The sequence below is a fragment of the Marinobacter gudaonensis genome (genome assembly GCF_900115175.1).
GTDB lineage: Bacteria > Pseudomonadota > Gammaproteobacteria > Pseudomonadales > Oleiphilaceae > Marinobacter > Marinobacter gudaonensis.
Genome location: NZ_FOYV01000001.1, coordinates 1,307,799 through 1,325,557, shown reverse-complemented (window position 1 = coordinate 1,325,557; position 17,759 = coordinate 1,307,799). Strand labels below are relative to the sequence as shown.

Here is a 17,759-nt window from a genome sequence, read left to right as displayed (position 1 = left end):
GAATGCCGGAGAGACAAACAACTAAGAGGGTACAACTATGAGACCGCAGCAATCAGTGACGCCTGAGCTTGTCGATAGCCGGCAGGCGATTCGTGATTATTACCTCGCGGACGAGCACAAGGTCATCCACGAGATGATTGCCGGTGCGCAGTTGACCCAGGCCGAGCGTGATGCCATTTCCGCCCGGGCGGCCGAGCTGGTTCGCAACGTTCGCAAGAACGCCAAGTCCACCATCATGGAAAAGTTTCTTGCGGAATACGGCCTGACCACCAAGGAGGGGGTTGCCCTCATGTGCCTCGCCGAGGCACTCCTGCGCGTGCCCGACAACACCACCATCCACGCGCTGATCGAAGACAAGATTACCTCGGGCGCCTGGGGCACCCACGTGGGCAAGGCGTCCTCCTCGCTGATCAACACCGCCACCGTGGCGTTGCTGATGACCAGCAACCTGCTCAAGGATTCCGAGCGCCACACCGTGGGCGATACCCTGCGCAAGCTGCTCAAGCGCTTTGGTGAGCCGGTGATCCGCACCGTGGCCAACCAGGCCATGAAGGAAATGGGGCGTCAGTTCGTTCTGGGTCGTGACATTGAGGAAGCCCAGGATGAGGCCAAGGAATACATGGCCAAGGGCTACACCTACTCCTACGACATGCTCGGCGAGGCCGCCCGTACCGACGATGACGCCAAGCGCTACTACGAGGCCTATTCCAACGCCATCGACAGCATTGCCAAGGCCAACGAAGGCGACGTTCGCAAGAACCCCGGCATCTCGGTAAAGCTCTCGGCGCTGCTGGCCCGCTACGAGTATGGCAACAAGGAGCGGGTGATGAACGAGCTGCTGCCCAGGGCCCGTACCCTGGTGAAAAAGGCAGCCGCCGCCAATATGGGCTTCAACATTGACGCCGAGGAGCAGGACCGTCTGGACCTGTCGCTGGATGTCATCGAAGCGCTGGTGTCCGATCCCGAGCTGGCGAACTGGGAAGGCTTTGGCGTTGTGGTCCAGGCCTACGGCAAGCGGTCGTCGTTCGTGATCGACTGGCTCTATGGGCTGGCCGAGAAATACGACCGCAAATTCATGGTCCGGCTGGTGAAAGGCGCCTACTGGGATGCCGAGATCAAGCGGGCCCAGGTGATGGGGCTCAGTGGCTTCCCTGTGTTTACCCGCAAGGCCTGCAGCGACGTGTCGTTCCTGTCCTGCGCCACCAAGCTGTTGAACATGACCAACCGCATCTACCCGCAGTTTGCCACCCACAACGCGCATTCGGTGTCGGCCATTCTGGAAATGGCCAAGACCAAGGGCGTGGACAACTACGAATTCCAGCGGCTGCACGGCATGGGCGAGTCCCTGCACAACGAGGTGCTGCGAGTCAGTGGTGTGCCCTGCCGGATCTATGCGCCGGTGGGCCCGCACAAGGACCTGCTGGCTTACCTGGTGCGTCGACTGCTGGAGAATGGTGCCAACAGCTCCTTCGTGAACCAGATTGTCGACAAGCGCATTACCCCCGAGGAAATCGCCAAGGATCCGATCCTCAGCGTGGAGGAAATGGGCAACAACATTTCCAGCAAGGCCATTGTGCATCCGTTCAAGCTGTTCGGTGACGAGCGCCGCAACTCCAAGGGCTGGGACATTACCGATCCGGTGACCGTCAACACCATCGAAGAGGGCCGGGGCGCCTACAAGGAGTATCGCTGGAAGGGCGGCCCCGTGATCGTGGGCGAGGTGGCCGGCTCGGAAGTTCAGGTGGTGCGCAACCCCGCCGATCCAGACGACCTGGTGGGCCACGTGACCCAGGCCTCCGATGCCGATGTTGATACTGCGATCGGCGCCGCGGTGAAGGGCTTCGAGAACTGGTCCCGGAAATCAGCTGAAGAGCGCGCCGAACTGGTGCGCAAGATCGGCGATATCTACGAGGAGCATGCCCACGAGCTGTTCGCGCTGACCACCCGCGAGGCTGGCAAATCCCTGCTGGATGCCGTGGCGGAAATCCGCGAGGCGGTGGACTTTACCCAGTACTACGCCAACGAGGCGATCCGCTACAAGGACAGCGGCGAGGCCCGCGGCGTGATGTGTTGTATCTCGCCCTGGAACTTCCCGCTGGCCATCTTCACCGGCCAGATCGCGGCCAACCTGGCAGCGGGCAATACCGTGGTCGCCAAACCGGCCGAACAGACCTCGCTGCTGGCGGTGCGTGCGGTGGAACTGATGCATGAGGCGGGAATTCCCAAAGACGCCATCCAGTTGCTGCCAGGCACCGGTGCCACCGTGGGCGCCGCACTGACCTCGGACTCCCGGGTCACCGGCGTATGTTTCACAGGCTCCACCGCAACCGCCCAGCGGATCAACAAGGTGATGACCGAGAACATGGCGCCGGATGCGCCGCTGGTGGCCGAAACCGGTGGCCTGAACGCCATGATCGTGGATTCCACCGCGTTGCCGGAGCAGGTGGTGCGGGATGTGCTGGCGTCCTCGTTCCAGAGCGCCGGCCAGCGCTGCTCCGCCCTGCGGATGCTTTACGTGCAGAAGGACATTGCTGACGGTCTGCTGGAAATGCTGTACGGGGCAATGGAAGAGCTGGGCATCGGCGATCCCTGGCTGCTGTCGACCGATGTCGGCCCGGTCATCGATGAAAATGCCCGCAAGAAGATTGTTGACCATTGCGACAAGTTCGAGCGTAACGGCAAGCTGCTCAAGAAGCTGCCGATACCCGACAAAGGACTGTTTGTCTCGCCGGTGGTTCTGAGCGTGAACGGCATCGAGGACCTGGAGGAGGAGATCTTCGGGCCGGTGCTGCACGTGGCCACCTTCGAGGCCAAGAACATCGACAAGGTGGTGGATTCGATCAATGCCAAGGGCTATGGCCTGACCTTCGGCCTGCACAGCCGTGTGGACCGCCGGGTGGAGCGCATTACCAGCCGCATCAAGGTGGGCAACAGTTACGTCAATCGCAACCAGATCGGCGCCATTGTCGGCTCCCAGCCGTTCGGCGGCGAGGGACTCTCCGGCACCGGGCCCAAGGCTGGCGGCCCGCAGTATGTGCGTCGATTCCTGAAAGGCGAGACGGTAGAGCGCCCCGCGGACTCCGGCGCGAAAAAGGTCGATGCGAAACAGCTGCAGAAGTTGATTGGTCAGCTCGACAAGCTCACTGCGCCGAAACCCGATGTGCGTGTTGAGGCCCTCAAACCGGTCTTCGGCAATGTGCCGGAGCCGCTGGACGCTCATGTGGAGGCGCTCCCGGGGCCGACCGGTGAAACCAACCGTCTGTCCAATCACGCCCGGGGTGTGGTGCTGTGTCTGGGGCCGGATCGTGAAACCGCGCTGGCCCAGGCCGGCACGGCACTGTCCCAGGGTAACAAGGTGGTGGTGATTGCACCGGGCGTGCAGGACATCGTCGACCAGGGTGCCAAGGCGGGTCTGCCAATTTCCGGCGCTGAAGGCCTGCTTGAGCCGGACGCCCTGGCTACGGTGGACGGGTTTGAAGCGGTTGTGAGCTGTGCCGAGCAGGCTCTGCTGAAGCAGTACCGTGAGGCGTTGGCGAAGCGCGATGGTGCGTTGCTGCCGCTGATTACCGAGCACACGCTGGACCAGCGCTTTGTGATCGAGCGCCATCTGTGCGTGGACACCACCGCTGCGGGTGGTAACGCGAGCCTGATCGCCGCTTCTGAATAGCGGTTATCGGGCCGCGTAGCGCTCGTGGAGAATGCCGACCCTGTGCACGTAGGCTTTGGTCTCGGCATAGGGCGGCACGCCCCGGTAGCGGCTGACGGCGCCGGGGCCTGCATTATAGGCGGCGGTTGCCAGGCGGATGTCGCCGCCGAAACGGTCCAGCATCTGGGCCAGGTAGTTTACGCCGCCGCGAATGTTCTCGGCTGCCGCCAGAGAGTCTGTTACACCCAGCTCTGCGGCTGTTGCCGGCATTAGCTGCATCAGGCCCTGGGCACCGACCGGTGACAGGGCCTTTTCATTGAACGCTGACTCGGCATGAATCACAGCTCTCACCAGGGCTGGATCAACCCCGAACTCGGCGGCGGCGTTCTGGATTTCAGTCCGGAAGGGCTGGGTAAACAGAGGCGTTGTGCGCCAGTCTACCCGGGAGTCCGGATCGCAGGCGTAGCAGTGGAAACGGATCACGTCGAACTCGGCCCCGGCCGGTTCGCTGCTGCTGTAGGCCACCACGCCGTTCTCGTCCCGGTAACGGTAAACGGTATCGTTGCCTGTGGAAGCCCTCGGTTGGCCAGCGTCCTTCACATTGGTGAATTCCACCGTGCCGTCCGGGTGGACGATGCGTTTGATGCCGTCGGCCATCGCCGGTGATGCGAGCGTGAGCGCCGTCGCCAGGAGGGTGGAGGTCCAATGTGATCTGCCGATTGTCATTGCTTGCTCATGCAGTTGACGGTCGTTTCCCGAAAGGGCGCGCAGGCGCCTTCGACCAGATTATACGGTGTCAGTTACCTTAATAAAGCGCGTGCTTTGTCGGAAAAATGTTACTTTCTGCGTAATGCCAGCCCGTTCTCATTTCCAGGAGCGACCATGACCGACCCCGCTACGCCCGCCCATTCCGACGAAGTCTCCAACGTCATTCTCATTGGTATGCCAGGCAGCGGCAAGAGCACTGTCGGGGTTTTGCTGGCAAAACATCTGGGCCTGGGTTTTGTCGACACCGACCTGCTGATCCAGGAACACGCCGGTCGCACCCTGCAACACATTGTGGACCACGACGGCTACCAGGCCCTGCGAAGGATCGAGGAACAGGTGCTGCTGGAGCTGGATAGCGATCACAAAGTCATCAGTACCGGAGGCAGCGCTGTCTACAGTGCCGCCGCCATGGACCACCTCAAAGCCAAGGGCGTTGTGGTGTTTCTGGATATCCCTCTGCCGTTGGTGATTGAGCGCATCGGCGATCACAGTATGCGCGGCATCTCTCGCCGCCCTGACCAGTCTCTCGAGGATCTGTTTGAGGAGCGCCACCGCCTTTACCAGCGCTACGCGGACCTGACCGTGGCAGGGCAGGGTAAGACTCAGGACGAAGTTTGCCAGGCGGTGGTCAGCCAGTTACCGACCCGCACCGGGCTGTTCCGCGCTCCCTAGCCGGCGTAGTCCTTCCCCTACTCCACAGGCGGCTCCGGCCCTAGACGAATACCGGCATTGACCTGATTGTTGACTCGCCCCGCCGCGAGCACGATGGCCCTATCAGAATTGGAGCCACTCGTGACCAAAAATCCTCGCTTACCTGTATCGATGTTGATGGCTGTCAGCGCAGCACCCGCGCTGGTGAGCGCCACCGCGTTTCTTCTCGCCATACCCGGGCCGGGCGGGTTTGCTCTCGCAGTGGCGCTATTGGCCGTCGGGCTTGGCGCCGCCCTGGTGGCCAGAACACTCTGCACGCGCGGGTCGGCAGCGTTTGCCGCCGCCATGGAAAGTCAGGCTTCGGAGCTGTACGTATCGGATCGGCCCCACCGGCAGACCTTCGAGAAGCTTGGCTCTGAGCTGCTGCCTATCTGGTCCCAGCAGATCGAAACCGCCCGCACCCAGACCGAAAACGCCATTACCGATCTGACCACCTGTTTCAGTCACCTGTCCGGTGAGTTGCGCAATGCCACAACCATGTCATCGGAGGTGGCCGACTCACTGGAAGGCGGCCTCGGCAGTGTTTTCGGCAAGGCGGAGAAAGAGCTTCAGTCGGTGGTCAATACCCTGCAGAGAGCCCTAGAGGACCGGGATGGCCTGCTTAGGCAGATCAATGGCCTCGATACGTTTGTGGATGAACTCGACGCCATGGCCCAGGACGTTGCCACCATCGCCGGGCAGACCAATCTGCTGGCGTTGAATGCAGCCATTGAGGCGGCCCGGGCCGGCGAGCACGGCCGCGGTTTTGCGGTGGTGGCCGATGAGGTGCGCAAGCTTTCCAGGCTGTCCGCCGAAACCGGTGAACGGATCAGCACCAAAGTGGGATACATCGGTGATTCCATTCGCTCCGCCGTTAGTGCCGCCCAGGCGTCCCGGGGCCGTGACAGCGAAGCGGTGTCCGCCTCCGAGCACACCATTGAGCAGGTGCTCACGAGCTTCCGGGGCTTCGGTACCCGGCTGGTGGAGTCCTCCGAGGCCCTTCGTCGCACCAACGTTGGCATCCAGTCGGAAGTGGAACAGGCGCTGGTGCAGCTCCAGTTCCAGGACCGCACCAGCCAGATGCTGATTCACGTCCGCGCCAACATCGGCGCCGTGAGCGACACGCTGGGTGCCGGAGATCTGCCGGATGTGGACGCGGTGATGCGGCAGATGGAGGCCTCCTATGCCATGGCCGAAGAGCGCAGCAATCATCGCAGCAACGTTCGCGGCAAAGGCCAAAGCAAGGGGCCATCAACGGCCGTAACCGGCGGCGACATTACGTTTTTCTGAACACAGTGGGGCCGGCTGGAACCGGCAAAGACAGACAGCTAACGGGTCAAATGTATGGCTAAAAGTATTCTGATTGTGGATGACTCGGCGTCCATCCGGCAGGTGGTGTCACTCACCCTGAAGGGCGCGGGCTTTGATGTGATTGAAGCAAGCGACGGCAGGGACGCCCTCGCAAAGCTTAATGGGCAACGGGTTCATCTGATGATCTCGGACGTGAACATGCCGAACATGGATGGACTGACATTCCTGCGGGAGGTCAAGGCACGTCCGGAGTACAAGTTCACGCCCGTGATCATGCTCACGACCGAATCTGCCGAAGACAAGAAAATGCAGGGTCAGGCCGGCGGCGCCAAGGCCTGGATGGTCAAGCCGTTTCAGCCCCAGCAGATGCTGGCGGCGGTCAACAAGCTGGTGGGACCATGAACTCGGTTGCCGATTTCGACAACGATACCGGCTGTCTGTCGTTCCGGGGGGAGCTCACTATCTACGAGGCCAATGCTGCCTCGGAACATCTCTGCCAGGCCTTCGCCAGTGGCGGGCTTCGCAGTGTTGATCTGGGCGGTGTGACCGAGCTGGATACGGCCGGGTTGCAAATCCTGTTGCTGGCCAGACGCCTGGAAGTGTCGGGCAGTCAGACGGTTGCCCTCGTCAACCACAGCGAAGCTGTTCGAGAGGTCTTCGAGCTGGCCGAGCTGGAGGGACAGCCATGAACATGGAACAGGCGCTGCAAACCTTCCTGGATGAGAGTCGGGAGCTTTTGTTCGACATGGAGAACATTCTGCTCGAACTGGAAACCCGGCCAGGAGAAGCGGAGCTTCAGAATGCGCTCTTTCGTTGTGTCCATACCGTCAAGGGCTCGGCCGGGATGTTCGGCCTGGACCACGTGGTGGCATTCACTCACGTGGTCGAGAATGTTCTCGATCGCCTGAGAGCCCACGAAATCTCCCTCAGCCGGGAGCTGGCAAACCTGCTTCTGCGCTGCCGGGACCACATCAGTCTTCTGGTGGAGGTGCCTGAGCCATCCGACGCTTCCGGGCTGCAGCCGGCGGGGCAGGCCTTGCTGGCGGAGCTTGAACCCTTCCAATCCCTGTCCGTCGCCGAGACGGCGGATCCGACACCGGAATCACCGGTTTCGGATGGCGCGGATGACCTTTGGCAGATCCGGATCCGCATCCACGCCGATGCCCTGCGCCACGGTATGGACCCGCTGGGCTTTATCCGCTTCCTGGGTACCCTGGGGAAACTGGAGCAGGTCTCGATCCTGGAACAGGGCCTGCCGGCACTTCCGGAATTCGATGCCGAGGCGTGCTACCTGGGTTTTGACCTGGCTCTGCGGACCGCAGCCGGTCAAAGCGACATCGAGGATGTGTTCGAATTTGCCGGTGAGCTATACGAGCTGCAGATCTCTCGTCCACAGGCTGACGATGATCCGGAGTCAATTCCGTCCGAGGCATGTGTCGGACTCGAGCTCGAAACGGAACCGGCTGGCGATATGCGCATCGGTGACGCCGTCGATCCCCAACAGAGCCGGCGGAAGAAATCGGTGCAACACCTGCGAATCCAGGCCGACAAGCTGGACAACCTGATCAATCTGGTTGGCGAGCTCGTGATTGCCTCTGCCACGGTATCTTTGGACGCGGAGCGCTCCGGCGATGCCGCTTCCCGGGAGACCGCCGCCAACCTCAACCTTCTGGTGGAGGAAATCCGCGACAGCTCCCTGGACCTGCGCATGGTGCCCATTGGTGAAACCTTCCAGCGCTTCCAGCGGGTGGTTCGCGATGTGTCGTCGGAGCTCGGCAAGGACATCGAGCTGGTGATCACCGGTGCCGACACCGAGCTGGACAAAACAGTGGTCGAGAAGATCGCCGATCCGCTCACTCACCTGGTCCGCAACGCATGCGACCATGGCGTCGAGTTGCCCGAGGTCCGCCTGGGCAAGGGCAAGTCGGCCCAGGGCAGGGTGCACCTGAATGCCTACCACGAGTCCGGCGCTGTGGTGATTGAGGTGAGCGATGACGGCAGCGGCCTCAACCGTGACCGACTTCTGGCCAAGGCTGTGGAGCGGGATCTGGTGAAGCCGGACGCAGTGCTCTCCGACACCGAACTTTTCAATCTGATTTTCGAGCCGGGATTTTCAACGGTGGAACAGGTAACCAACCTGTCCGGCCGCGGGGTGGGCATGGATGTGGTGCGCCGTAACATCGAGGCGCTGCGCGGCATGGTGGAGCTGGAATCGCCCGGCGTTGCCGGCGGTACCACCTTCCGAATCCGCCTGCCGCTGACCCTGGCCATTATTGATGGCTTCCTGGCCAGCGTTGGCGAAGCCACCTACGTGGTGCCCCTGGAGATGGTGGTCGAGTGCACGGAGCTGAGTGCCGAACAGCAGGCGCTCAGTGCCGGCCAGGACTACCTCAACCTGCGGCAGGAAGTCCTGCCTCTGGTGCGACTCAGGGATCAGTTCTGTGTGCCGGGCCAACCTGGCCGGCGACAGAACATCATTGTGGTGCGCCACGCCGGTCGCAAGGCGGGCCTGATCGTGGACGATCTGCTGGGCGAGCACCAGACCGTGATCAAACCGCTGAACGGCATTTTTTCTCATCTCAAAGGGTTGTCTGGCTCCACCATTCTGGGGAGTGGCCAGGTGGCCCTGATTCTGGACGTGCAGGCCCTGATCTCCCAGATAAGCCATCGGGAGCAGGAAGCGCTGAGTGCGCAGGGAATGCGTTTAAACCAACCAAGACATGGCCTAACACAGGGGATCAAATCCAATGAGCCTGTTCAATAACCTTCGAATTTTTACCAAACTGATGGGCGCCTTCGGTGTCGTCCTGCTGCTTTTCCTGGCCACCGGCATCTACGCTCTGATGCAGATGTCCACGATGAACGATTCCGCCAACGAACTGGCGGATAACTGGATGGTGTCGGTGGATGCTGCCCAGACCATGGATGCGCTGGTTGGCGATTACCGCCGGTTTGAGCTTGAGCACATCATTTCCCAGTCGCCTGAGGAAATGGCCGGCAATGAAAAGCGGATGGATGCCATCATTGGCCGGCTTGAAACCGCGGCCGCCACCTTTGCCGCCCTGTTGAAAATGCCAGAGGAAAAGGCGCTGTTCGAGGAGTATCAGAGCGCCTGGACCAGCTACGATACCGATCACAAGAAGCTGCTGTCGCTGTCGCTTTCCGGTAATACCGAGGAGGCTCTGGCGTACTATAGGGGTGACTCAAGAACGGCGTTCAACAAGATCAGCGAGGCCATCGAACGCAATGTGGCCTGGAACGTCGAAATGGGCAAGGCCGCCAGCGACGCCGCGAGCGAAGCCTATGCAGCAGCGCAACTGGCGGTCATCATCCTGCTTTCAATCAGCATTCTGCTTGGTCTTGGCCTGGCCTATGTGATTGCCCGCAGCATCACCGGTGCCATCCGTGAAGCCATGGCCGCGGCCACCAGCATTGCCGACGGCGATCTCACCGTTAAAGTGGAAGCCCGCAGCCGTGACGAGATTGGTCAGATGATGGACACCATGCAGCGCATGGTGGCGAAGCTGTCCCAGGTGATTTCCGAAGTTCGCTCAGGTGCCGACAACCTGGCGTCTGCATCGGAAGAGGTCAGCGCGACCAGCCAGTCGCTGTCCCAGGCGTCCAGCGAGCAGGCCTCCAGCGTTGAGGAAACCAGTGCCTCCATGGAGCAGATGACCGCGTCCATCAGTCAGAACACCGAGAATGCCTCCATTACCGACGGCATGGCCAGCAAGGCCTCCCGTGAAGCGGTGGAAGGTGGCGAGGCCGTTGGCCAGACCGTTACCGCCATGAAGAGCATTGCCGAGAAGATCTCGATCATCGACGACATTGCCTACCAGACCAACCTGCTGGCCCTGAACGCGGCCATTGAAGCCGCCCGGGCCGGCGAGCACGGCAAGGGCTTTGCGGTGGTGGCTGCCGAGGTTCGCAAGCTGGCCGAGCGCAGTCAGATCGCCGCCCAGGAAATTGGCGAAGTGGCCGGTTCCTCGGTTGAGCTGGCGGAGCGTGCCGGTCGCCTGCTCACCGAAATGGTGCCATCAATCCAGAAAACCTCCGATCTGGTGCAGGAGATTGCTGCCGCCTCTGGCGAGCAGTCCGCAGGTGTTGAGCAGATCAACAGTGCCATGGAGCAGCTGAACCAGATTACGCAGCAGAACGCCTCTGCCTCGGAGGAACTGGCCGCCACCTCGGAAGAGATGTCCTCCCAGGCCGAGCAGCTGCAACAGGCTATGGCCTTCTTCCGTACCCACGACAGCCACGGTGCCCAGGCACCCATGCGCCAGGCCAAGCCCGCGGTGCCTGCGAAAAAAGCCCGGGACGTGTCCCGGCCGGTGCAGGACAGCGAAGAGTTTGACGCCTCTGCCTACGTGCGCTTCTGATCGGAGGTGATCATGAACCAGGTACAAAGACAGCAGGAGGTGGTCCGCCTGGCGGATACCTCCGGAGACCAGAACCAGTATCTGACTTTTCAGATTGGCCGCGAGATGTTTGCCGTGGGCATTCTTCACATCCGGGAAATCATCGAGTATGGCAGCCTGACCACCGTGCCCATGATGCCCCGGTTCGTGCGGGGTGTGATAAACCTGCGGGGCAGCGTGGTGCCGGTCATCGACCTCTCGGCCCGGTTTGGTCGGGGCGAGAGTGCTATTAACCGCCGCAGCTGCGTGGTGATTCTCGAGGTGGAAAGCGCGGACGAGAGCCTTCAGGAAATCGGGGTGATTGTAGACGCGGTGTCCGAGGTGTTGGAAATTCCGCCTGCGGACATCGAGCCGGCGCCCAGTTTTGGCGCCCGGATCCGGGCCGATTTTATTGCTGGTATGGGCAAGGTGCAGGGCCAGTTTGTGATTCTGCTGGACGTTCAGCAGGCCCTGAACACCCGTGAAATGGCCGAACTGGCCGCGATCTCGGATGGCCACCAAGATGTCCTCGACCACTGAGCTGCGTGCCCAGAGCGTGACGAGTGCGGTGAATGCCGCACCGGTACTTGGCGAGGCCGAGTTCCGGGAGTTTCAGGCGATGATCTTTGCGGTTGCCGGCATTCACATGCCGGCGAGCAAGCGAACCATGGTTGCCGGACGACTCTCCAAGCGGTTGAAGGCGCTGGAAATGGGTAGCTACGCCGAGTATTGGCGGCACCTGAAGATGAATGCCTCGGAGAAACAGACCGCGGTCGATCTCCTCACCACTAACGAGACCTACTTCTTCCGAGAGCCGCGGCACTTTGAGTTTCTCAGGGAGCGGATTCTGGGGGAGCGCCAGCGCCAGGGGCGCTTCCGCCTCTGGAGCGCCGCCTGCTCTAGCGGCGAAGAGGCCTACACTGCGGCTATGGTGTTGTCGGATACGCTGGGCGCCGGAGGCTGGGAAATCCTGGCGTCGGATATCAGCACCCAGGTTCTGGAAAAAGCCAGGGCCGGTCGCTACCCCTTGGCAAGGACCGATCGGATTCCGCCAGAAAGTCTGAAGCGCCATTGCCTCAAAGGCATTGGTGAAGCCGCCGGTACCCTGATGGTGGATCCGGTTCTGCGGGCGCGGGTGGAATTCCGCCAGATCAATCTCAACACGCGGCTGCCGGACGTTGGGCTGTTCGATGTGATTTTTCTGCGCAACGTGATGATCTACTTCAATGCCGAGACCAAGCAACAGATCGTTGCCCGGTTGCAGGCCTGTCTGCGTCCGGGGGGGTATCTGCTTATTGGTCATTCGGAGACCCTGAACGGGTTCCAGAACGGGCTCGAGGCGGTGGCGCCCTCCATTTACCGGAAGCAAAAATGACTGCACACCTGGGTTCGGGTATCGATATCTTTCTTCATCCCGGGGACTGGTACTTCGGGGATCGCGACACCCGGATTCGTACCACCCTGGGGTCCTGCGTCGCGGTAACGCTCTGGCACCGGGAGCTTAAGCTGGGCGGCATGTGTCACTACATGCTGCCGGGCCCCAGCCTCGAGAACGCGCTCAATGCCCGTTATGGCGAGGACGCCCTGCAGTTGCTGGTTGCTGAAATTCGTCAGCAGGGCACGGCGGTGACCGACTACGAGGCCAAACTGTTTGGCGGCGCCAGCATGTTTGACGTAGGCCCCCATGGCAGCTCGGTCGCCAGGCGCAATGTCGAGGCCGCTGAGGCCCTGATGCTGCGGCACGGCGTTACGGTAACTGCACGAAGCCTCGGTGGCACAGGCTATCGGCGGCTGTTCTTCAACATTGCCGATGGCGATGTCTGGGTAAGTCGCGGCGAAAGCCGGGCAGAGCCGGCTGGCGCGGTGTCTTCCGGAGGTGCTGTATGACGGCGCCGGTTTCCGTGTTCATCGTCGACGATTCGGCAGTGGTTCGGCAGGTACTCGGTCAGTTGCTGATGTCGGATCCCGGGATACGGGTCGCTGGTGCGGCGCCTGATCCGATCTTTGCCTTGCAGAAAATGCAGAAGGACTGGCCCGACGTGATCATCCTGGACGTGGAAATGCCCCGGATGGATGGCATCACCTTTCTTCGCAAGCTGATGAAAGAGCGTCCGACACCTGTGGTGATCTGCTCGACTCTCACCGAGAAGGGCGCGGATACCACGCTCCAGGCCCTGTCCGCCGGCGCCGTGGATATCATTACCAAGCCGAAACTCGGTTTGCGGGATTTCCTGCAGGCCGGTGGTCCGCACATGGTGCAGGTCCTTAAAGCGGCCGCCCGGGCAAAGCTCGCTGCAGTGCCCCGTGCGCGTCCCGTTGCTTCGCCCGAGCCCAGGGCGGCAGCGCCGGTGGCCATGGCCCGTACCACCGACCAGGTGGTGGCGCTGGGCACCTCCACAGGCGGAACCCAGGCCCTGGAAGCGGTGCTGACGCGGTTGCCGGCGGACTGCCCGGGTATTGTCGTGGTGCAGCACATGCCGGAGAAATTCACGGCGGCTTTTGCCCAGAGGCTGAACCAGCTCTGCCGCTGTGAGGTACGTGAAGCGGTGGACGGTGATCGGGTCATCCCCGGTCTGGTACTGATTGCTCCGGGCGGTCGCCACATGCAGCTTCGTCGCAGCGGCGCCCAGTACCGGGTAGGCGTTGCCGATGGCCCGCCGGTGAACCGGCACAAGCCGTCGGTGGACGTACTGTTTCGATCGGTCGCCAATACCGCAGGGCGCAATGCCCTGGGCATCATCATGACCGGCATGGGCGACGACGGCGCCCAGGGGTTGCTGGCCATGCGCCAGGCGGGTGCCCACACCATCGCCCAGGACCAGCAAACCTCGGTGGTTTTTGGCATGCCACGGGAAGCCATCGAGCTGGGCGCCGCCGCAGAAGTCCTGCCTCTGTCGGACATGGCGCAGGCGATTATGGGTTCCGGCGGCAGACGGTCACTGGCGTCCTGATCATGGTGGTGACCCTGAAATGTGCCTGCCGGCATGCTACATTTAAGAAGCAAACGCGATGAACGTTCAGAGGTGGACATGGGACCACACGCTGTGATCCCGATGGCCGCATTGCCTGGAGCCGTTCTAAGGATTGCGCCAGACGGACGGATAACTGATCTCAACCCCAGCGCTGCCGCGCTTGACGACTGTCTCCAACCGGGCACCTTGTTGATTGATTGCCTGGACCTCCCCGGTCGCTCGCATCTGCAGTCACTTTTAGACAGTGACGGAAGGGGGGCGGACGACGGGTTCGAGATGGAAGCACGAATTGGCGACCGTCTCTACCGCCTGACTCTCGCCCGGTTCCACTGCCCGGACGGATCCAGCCTTGTCCAATTGGCAGACATTACCGATTATCGCCATCTCTCCGAGCGCATTGCGATCAATGAGCAACGCTTTCGCTCACTGTTCTCCCAGAATCCTTTTGCGGTCTGCAGCATGGATCTGCAGGGGCGGCTTGTGGAAATGAACCACTGCACCGAGGAGTTGACCGGCTACCCCGAGCGGCAGCTTTGCGACTACCACTGGGAAACGCTGGTGGATCCCAGAGATCGGCAGGCGGCCAGGGAATGTTTCGAGGCGGCACTGAGTGGAATTCCCTGCAGCTACCGTTGCCGGGTCAAACGTAGCGGCGGACAGACGGCGCTGCTGCAGGTGACCTACATCCCGATCTTGGTGGAGGGCGAGGTAACCGGTGTATTCGGTGTTGCCCGTGACAAAACCGAGAGATACCGCCTGGAGGAAAGTCGACGTCTGCTACAGGCCTGCATGTCGCAAATCCACGATGTGATCATTATTACCGAAGTGGATCCGCTGGATCCGCCGGGGCCGCGTATTGTGTACGTCAATGAGGGCGTGGAGCGGATGACCGGGTATCGGCCAGAAGAGCTTTTGGGCAATACCCCCCGGATTTTTCAGGGACCAGACACTGACAGGGCCGCTTTGCGCCGGATACGTAGGGCGCTGGAGATGCATGAACCGATCAAGGAGGTGTTGGTCAACTACTGCAAGAATGGCGTCCCTTTCTGGAATGAAATCGAGATTGTGCCTATTCCGCGGTCCGGGACGGAGGGTCGAGCCTATTTTGCAGCGGTTCAACGCGACATTACCGAGACCAAGCGCCGGGAAGCCGAGCTTCGGCACTCCCAGGAGGAATTACGACAGTTGAGTAGGGCCCAGGAAGGGCTGCTGGAACAGGAGCGGCGTCGGATCGCCCGGGATCTCCACGACGAACTTGGGCAGACGTTGACGGCACTCAAGCTGAACCTGGCCGTTGCCGTTGACGGCATTGACGAGTTGTCCGCAGAGCACCGACGTCGGTTGGAAAGCACGATCGATTCGGTGGATGACGCGGTGGAGAAGGTCCGCGAGATTTCTGCGAACCTGCGCCCGCCCATGCTGGACGACCTCGGTTTTGAGGCGGCGGCGGAATGGTTGCTGTCGAAATGGGGTGAGCGCAATGGTCTGGATGTGGAATGGCGCTCGGAATCGACGGAATCTGGTCGGCTCGGGGGTGAGCAGGCTACCGCTCTGTATCGCATCCTGCAGGAAGGCATGACGAATGTGAGTCGACACTCCAGAGCCTCCCGGGTAACGGTTTCTTACCGCGAGACCGAGGAACGGGCGGTTCTCGAGATCCGTGACAATGGCGTAGGCTTCGACCCGGTCGCTCGTCACCATGGCTCCGGTCTTCTGGGTATCCGGGAACGTGTGACCATGCTGGGCGGTGAGCTGACGGTCGAGTCGGCCCTGGGTAAGGGCGTAAGAATACAGGTAGAGTTGCCGCTGGCAACTGGAGAGTGAAGACAATGATTAGCGTCTACATTGCCGACGATCACAGCATTGTCCGGGAAGGTATTCGGTCCCTGGTGGCGTCTGCCCCGGATATGGAAGTTGTGGGAGAAGCCTCGGATGGTGACGAGGCGCTCAGGCAGATGCCCCAGCAAAAACCGGAAGTCTTTCTGATGGACATGTCCATGCCCGGCTGCTCGGGGCTGGAACTGATTGAACGCGTTCGGCGGCGGTCGCCCGAGACTCACATTCTGGTTTTGAGTATGCATCGGGAGGATCTGTACGCCACCCGAACTATTCGGGCCGGCGCCCGGGGCTTCATTACCAAGACACGTCCGCCCTCGGAGCTTCTCGAAGCACTCCGAAAGGTGGCCCGTGGCCAGCTTTATATCACTCGGGAGCTGGCAGACCGGCTGGCAATGGACGCGCTGACCGGAAAGCCCGAAGAAGAAGCGCACGCCAGACTGACCAAGCGTGAATACGAGATTTTTCTGGACCTTGCCCGGGGCATGAACGTGGGTGACATTGCGGAGAAATTGCACGTCAGCTCCAAGACTGTAAGCACCCATAAGGCTCGCCTCATGGAAAAGCTGAACGCCAACAGTATTTCGGATCTTGTAAGGTACGCTCTGTCCCAGGATCTTCTCTGAAATGGGGTAGGGCAATCCCTACGTGAATTCAGTCGGCACTGATCGTTTTGTCGCGGAAAATCATGCACCTTGGGCTTCGGCCAGAACATAGGTGTAAAAAATGAAACATGCCCACTCCCGTCTTCCCGAGCCAGGCAGCGCCAGTATAAGCAGGATAACGGGCGAACCTGGCAACCCACTGGAGGATAAAGTCATCACCTTGGAGGGCTCGTATTGCAGCCTCTGCGGGCCACTGACCAACCTGCCCGTTCGCCAGAACCTGTCGGCCGCTATCGAGCGGTCAGTGCAGAAGGGCATTCGCGCCGCGATAATGGTGGTGAAGGTTGGTGATCTTACCGAGATCAACCACTGGCACGGTTATGAGGTTGGTGATCAGGTCATAAGAACGGTCATGGAACGGATCGAAGCGTCCCTGCATGAGAGTGATTTCGTCGGCCGACTGGGTGGCGGCCATTTCCTGGTTTTTCTGAATCACCGAATGGAGCGGGAAGCATTGGCTGAGCGCGTCCAGTCTCTGCTGGCCGCCGTCTCCGACCCCATGAAGTTCGGGCCCGGTCCGTTACTGATCAATGCCAGTGCCGGAGTGAGCCTGATGCCCGACGATGCCGATAGCGCAGACGAGCTCTTGCGTAATTCGGAGCTGGCCCTCAGAAAGGCCGGGACAGGACGTGCCCGGTTCTTCTCGCAGGACCTCCAGGCGCATCTCGCGGGCTACGCTGAAGTTCGCTCTGCCCTGGTCGGAGCTCTCGAACGAGAGGAGTTCTTCCTCGTCTATCAGCCGCAAGTGTGCGCCGTTATCGGACGTGTGCTGGGTGTCGAGGCGTTGCTTAGGTGGCAGTCACCGGCCCTGGGCCAAGTGCCGCCAGATCGCTTCATACCGGTAGCCGAGAATGTGGGCCTGATGCCCCGGTTGGGGGACTGGGTATTGGCCAGCGCCTGTCGCCAGGCCGGCCAGTGGCGGGCCGAGGGCAAGTCTCTGCGCGTGGCGGTTAACATCAGCGCCACCCAGTTGGAAGACTCGCAGTTTTCTGATCGGGTGCGGGCGATTCTTGCGGAGCAGGCGTTGCCAGCAGAGTGGCTGGAGCTTGAGGTGACCGAAAGCATGCTGGTGGGCGATGTGGCGGAGTGCCAGCGCGCACTGCAGGCAATCCGGCGTGCTGGCGTGAAACTGGCCCTGGATGATTTCGGCACCGGGTATTCCAACCTCGCCTACCTGCGGCACTTCACCTTTGACACCCTTAAGATCGACCGGTTGTTCACTAATGCCATGAATAACGATAGCTCGGGTGACGCGCTCGTTCGTGCCATCGTGGCGACGGGTTCGGAGCTGGGCCTCGATATCGTCGCCGAAGGTGTCGAGACAGCGGAACAGGCCGAGGCACTCCGTAAACTGGGCTGCTCCCGCATGCAGGGCTATTATTTCAGTCGCCCGGTTCCCGCCGCTGAAATCTCGGTAATGCCCGGTATCGATGCTGCAGACGAGGCTCCAACGTTGCTATAGTGATGGAAAACG

General features: G+C 61.3%; 15 protein-coding genes. 14 read left to right on the top strand and 1 reads right to left on the bottom strand.

Annotated features, from left to right (window positions below):
• Window positions 1-37 precede the first annotated feature (37 nt).
• On the top strand, window positions 38-3,667 hold the full coding sequence (gene putA, locus BM344_RS06030; RefSeq protein ID WP_091987198.1) for a bifunctional proline dehydrogenase/L-glutamate gamma-semialdehyde dehydrogenase PutA: 3,630 nt from the start codon (window positions 38-40) through the stop codon (window positions 3,665-3,667).
• A 3-nt stretch (window positions 3,668-3,670) separates the two neighbouring features.
• Here putA and BM344_RS06025 read toward each other — a convergent pair whose 3' ends face one another.
• A complete protein-coding gene (locus tag BM344_RS06025; RefSeq protein WP_091987195.1) occupies window positions 3,671-4,372 on the bottom strand; it encodes a lytic transglycosylase domain-containing protein in 702 nt (233 codons plus the stop codon).
• Window positions 4,373-4,528: 156 nt separating this feature from the next.
• On the opposite strand from BM344_RS06025, the gene BM344_RS06020 reads away from it, so the two are divergent.
• The 13 genes from BM344_RS06020 (at window position 4,529) to BM344_RS05960 (ending at window position 17,747) form a co-directional block, all read left to right on the top strand.
• The gene (locus BM344_RS06020; protein WP_091987193.1) at window positions 4,529-5,086 is read left to right on the top strand and encodes a shikimate kinase; all 558 of its coding nucleotides are present in this window, start codon (window positions 4,529-4,531) and stop codon (window positions 5,084-5,086) included.
• Between the two features lie 93 nt (window positions 5,087-5,179).
• Window positions 5,180-6,394 (top strand): methyl-accepting chemotaxis protein, encoded by a 1,215-nt coding sequence (locus BM344_RS17660; protein WP_091987190.1) that lies wholly within the window; start codon window positions 5,180-5,182, stop codon window positions 6,392-6,394.
• Window positions 6,395-6,448: 54 nt separating this feature from the next.
• Window positions 6,449-6,817 carry a response regulator gene (locus tag BM344_RS06010; RefSeq protein ID WP_091987189.1) on the top strand — a complete coding sequence of 123 codons (369 nt, stop codon included), beginning with the start codon at window positions 6,449-6,451 and terminating at the stop codon, window positions 6,815-6,817.
• Window positions 6,814-7,104, top strand: coding sequence for an STAS domain-containing protein (locus tag BM344_RS06005; RefSeq protein ID WP_091987186.1), 291 nt, complete (start codon window positions 6,814-6,816; stop codon window positions 7,102-7,104). Before BM344_RS06010 ends, BM344_RS06005 begins: the two co-directional genes overlap by 4 nt.
• The gene (locus tag BM344_RS17655; protein WP_091987185.1) at window positions 7,101-9,179 is read left to right on the top strand and encodes a chemotaxis protein CheA; all 2,079 of its coding nucleotides are present in this window, start codon (window positions 7,101-7,103) and stop codon (window positions 9,177-9,179) included. Before BM344_RS06005 ends, BM344_RS17655 begins: the two co-directional genes overlap by 4 nt.
• On the top strand, window positions 9,163-10,794 hold the full coding sequence (locus BM344_RS05995; RefSeq protein WP_091987182.1) for a methyl-accepting chemotaxis protein: 1,632 nt from the start codon (window positions 9,163-9,165) through the stop codon (window positions 10,792-10,794). The genes BM344_RS17655 and BM344_RS05995 overlap by 17 nt, the downstream gene beginning before the upstream one ends.
• A 12-nt stretch (window positions 10,795-10,806) precedes the next feature.
• The gene (locus BM344_RS05990; RefSeq protein ID WP_091987180.1) at window positions 10,807-11,352 is read left to right on the top strand and encodes a chemotaxis protein CheW; all 546 of its coding nucleotides are present in this window, start codon (window positions 10,807-10,809) and stop codon (window positions 11,350-11,352) included.
• Window positions 11,336-12,187: a CheR family methyltransferase gene (locus tag BM344_RS05985; RefSeq protein WP_091990838.1), complete on the top strand. Its 852-nt coding sequence runs from the start codon at window positions 11,336-11,338 to the stop codon at window positions 12,185-12,187. Before BM344_RS05990 ends, BM344_RS05985 begins: the two co-directional genes overlap by 17 nt.
• Entirely contained in the window at window positions 12,184-12,699 is a 516-nt protein-coding gene (locus tag BM344_RS05980; RefSeq protein ID WP_091987178.1) for a chemotaxis protein CheD, read from the top strand. Before BM344_RS05985 ends, BM344_RS05980 begins: the two co-directional genes overlap by 4 nt.
• On the top strand, window positions 12,696-13,763 hold the full coding sequence (locus BM344_RS05975) for a protein-glutamate methylesterase/protein-glutamine glutaminase (protein WP_091987176.1): 1,068 nt from the start codon (window positions 12,696-12,698) through the stop codon (window positions 13,761-13,763). The genes BM344_RS05980 and BM344_RS05975 overlap by 4 nt, the downstream gene beginning before the upstream one ends.
• 297 nt (window positions 13,764-14,060) lie before the next feature.
• Window positions 14,061-15,608 carry a PAS domain-containing sensor histidine kinase gene (locus BM344_RS05970; RefSeq protein ID WP_167363218.1) on the top strand — a complete coding sequence of 516 codons (1,548 nt, stop codon included), beginning with the start codon at window positions 14,061-14,063 and terminating at the stop codon, window positions 15,606-15,608.
• Between the two features lie 5 nt (window positions 15,609-15,613).
• Window positions 15,614-16,246 (top strand): response regulator, encoded by a 633-nt coding sequence (locus BM344_RS05965; protein ID WP_091987172.1) that lies wholly within the window; start codon window positions 15,614-15,616, stop codon window positions 16,244-16,246.
• A gap of 100 nt (window positions 16,247-16,346) precedes the next feature.
• Window positions 16,347-17,747 carry a putative bifunctional diguanylate cyclase/phosphodiesterase gene (locus BM344_RS05960; RefSeq protein WP_091987170.1) on the top strand — a complete coding sequence of 467 codons (1,401 nt, stop codon included), beginning with the start codon at window positions 16,347-16,349 and terminating at the stop codon, window positions 17,745-17,747.
• The last annotated feature ends 12 nt before the right edge of the window (window positions 17,748-17,759 follow it).

Coding starts and splice junctions, on each gene's coding strand:
- putA (WP_091987198.1), top strand. CDS start 38: ATGAGACCGCAGCAATCAGTGACGCCTGAGCTTGTCGATAGCCGGCAG.
- BM344_RS06025 (WP_091987195.1), bottom strand. CDS start 4,372: ATGACAATCGGCAGATCACATTGGACCTCCACCCTCCTGGCGACGGCG.
- BM344_RS06020 (WP_091987193.1), top strand. CDS start 4,529: ATGACCGACCCCGCTACGCCCGCCCATTCCGACGAAGTCTCCAACGTC.
- BM344_RS17660 (WP_091987190.1), top strand. CDS start 5,180: ATGGCCCTATCAGAATTGGAGCCACTCGTGACCAAAAATCCTCGCTTA.
- BM344_RS06010 (WP_091987189.1), top strand. CDS start 6,449: ATGGCTAAAAGTATTCTGATTGTGGATGACTCGGCGTCCATCCGGCAG.
- BM344_RS06005 (WP_091987186.1), top strand. CDS start 6,814: ATGAACTCGGTTGCCGATTTCGACAACGATACCGGCTGTCTGTCGTTC.
- BM344_RS17655 (WP_091987185.1), top strand. CDS start 7,101: ATGAACATGGAACAGGCGCTGCAAACCTTCCTGGATGAGAGTCGGGAG.
- BM344_RS05995 (WP_091987182.1), top strand. CDS start 9,163: ATGAGCCTGTTCAATAACCTTCGAATTTTTACCAAACTGATGGGCGCC.
- BM344_RS05990 (WP_091987180.1), top strand. CDS start 10,807: ATGAACCAGGTACAAAGACAGCAGGAGGTGGTCCGCCTGGCGGATACC.
- BM344_RS05985 (WP_091990838.1), top strand. CDS start 11,336: ATGTCCTCGACCACTGAGCTGCGTGCCCAGAGCGTGACGAGTGCGGTG.
- BM344_RS05980 (WP_091987178.1), top strand. CDS start 12,184: ATGACTGCACACCTGGGTTCGGGTATCGATATCTTTCTTCATCCCGGG.
- BM344_RS05975 (WP_091987176.1), top strand. CDS start 12,696: ATGACGGCGCCGGTTTCCGTGTTCATCGTCGACGATTCGGCAGTGGTT.
- BM344_RS05970 (WP_167363218.1), top strand. CDS start 14,061: ATGGAAGCACGAATTGGCGACCGTCTCTACCGCCTGACTCTCGCCCGG.
- BM344_RS05965 (WP_091987172.1), top strand. CDS start 15,614: ATGATTAGCGTCTACATTGCCGACGATCACAGCATTGTCCGGGAAGGT.
- BM344_RS05960 (WP_091987170.1), top strand. CDS start 16,347: ATGAAACATGCCCACTCCCGTCTTCCCGAGCCAGGCAGCGCCAGTATA.